The sequence below is a fragment of the Cupriavidus sp. L7L genome (genome assembly GCF_004353535.1).
Classification (GTDB): domain Bacteria; phylum Pseudomonadota; class Gammaproteobacteria; order Burkholderiales; family Burkholderiaceae; genus Cupriavidus; species Cupriavidus oxalaticus_A.
Genome location: NZ_SMNY01000212.1, coordinates 1 through 1,495 on the forward strand (window position 1 = coordinate 1; position 1,495 = coordinate 1,495).

The 1,495-nt window shown below is 59.5% G+C and carries 3 protein-coding genes; 1 reads left to right on the forward strand and 2 read right to left on the reverse strand.

From position 1 onward, the window contains the following. Positions 1–622: replication protein RepA (locus E1J61_RS37225; protein ID WP_243737148.1), on the forward strand; the 622-nt coding region annotated here is incomplete at its 5' end. 78 nt (positions 623–700) lie between these two features. Here the strand turns inward: E1J61_RS37225 and E1J61_RS37230 are convergent. Continuing rightward, on the reverse strand, positions 701–1,081 hold the full coding sequence (locus tag E1J61_RS37230) for a hypothetical protein (RefSeq protein WP_133098701.1): 381 nt from the start codon (positions 1,079–1,081) through the stop codon (positions 701–703). 4 nt (positions 1,082–1,085) lie between these two features. Next, positions 1,086–1,343, reverse strand: a complete 258-nt coding sequence (locus tag E1J61_RS37235; protein ID WP_133098702.1) for a hypothetical protein — start codon at positions 1,341–1,343, stop codon at positions 1,086–1,088. Positions 1,344–1,495: the final 152 nt, after the last annotated feature.

The window sequence follows — 1,495 nt, forward strand, 5'->3', positions numbered from 1 at the left end:
GAGTCGCGGCAAGCGCGGTGCCGGCAAAATGCTGATCGAGCAAGCGGACCGCCTGCTGCAGAGTCGAGCGGCATTCGTCACGCTTCCGGCCCACCTCGCTACGGCCAAGCGCGCGGACTTGCTGACCGCCAAGCTCAAACACACGGATTTCCTGAACTTTGCAGACGAGTATTCCCTGTTCTTCGACGCAGATGAGCGGGCATCGCAGCAGGGTTCACTGTTCGAGTCTGAAATCACACTCACCGAGAATTTCTTCAACGAGATCACCAGCCATTGCATTCCGGTTGACCTACGGGCCGTCATGGCGCTCCAGCGCTCGCCCATGGACCTGGATATCTACCAGTGGCTGGCATATCGGATGTTCAGGTTGACGCGTCCGGCCTATCCGACGTGGGAGCAGTTGTACCAGCAATTCGGATCGACCTATGGACGGCTGCGCGATTTCCGCAGCGATTTCGTTGAATCGCTCAAGCGCGTTGCGCTGGTGTATCCCGGGCTTCGTGTGTCCGAGGCCGACGGCGGGACTGGCCTTGTTCTGCTGCCGTCGCCCACCCCAATCGCCCCGACCGCCCTCCCGTCGGCGCGCATCGATGACGCTCCGCCGCAGCTGATGCTCGCATAAGTTGCCGGTTCCAGCGCCCAGCGAGGTGAAGTGGTCGCGCCATATCTTTTGGGGTGAAGTGGTCGCGCGCCCCTTCCGCTACCTTCGCCCCCTCTCGCGACGCATTGCGATGCGGCTTTGTGCCTCTGCGCGCATTCGCGCCAGGCTCACCTCATGTTCCGGCGTACGCACTTCGCCCCGCCATCCCCGTGAGCCAGGAATGCCACTGGCATAGTCGTCTTCCAGTAACTCAACAATGCATGGCTCTGCCATTAAGGTCTGGAGCCAGCTATCGGCCATCGTTCCGCCTTTCCCATACAGCAACTCGGCGATGTAATGTGCCTGCTGAACGGTCTGGCGCAGACGCGCAATTTCCCAAAGCAGATCCCTAACATCCGGATTGCGATGTCGCAGCCCAATGTCGCGCAACTCCTCTTGCGTCAGTGCTGGAAGATCCTGCGGTATCTCTTTCCCGGCCATGGCATCACCGCAGCGAGAACCGCACCGTGGTCGAGTTCAACTCGATCCATGGACCGACAGCAAGGCGCAGCAATTGGCCTTCCGCCCAGTAGGACAAGTAGTCGGGTCGCCACTTCAACTCGCGCAGGCACTGTGTCTCCACACCGGCAATAACCAGACCCCCGGCTGTAGCGGCAATCGCTTCGCAGGGCAGACGCAACTCTTCGCTGTCCTCGCCGAAATAGTGAGCTTCGAGAAGAAGAAAAAAGGTGGTGGCGGACATGGAGGCTTCCGTATCGATACTGTATATTCATACAGTATACTGTATGAATATACAGCTCAGCACGGTTTAGCCCTAGCGGCGAAATCGTCCAGGCGGGGTGGCGCCTGGACGTTTGATCTTCAGCCAGTCATACGACAGCCCGCCTCTATAGG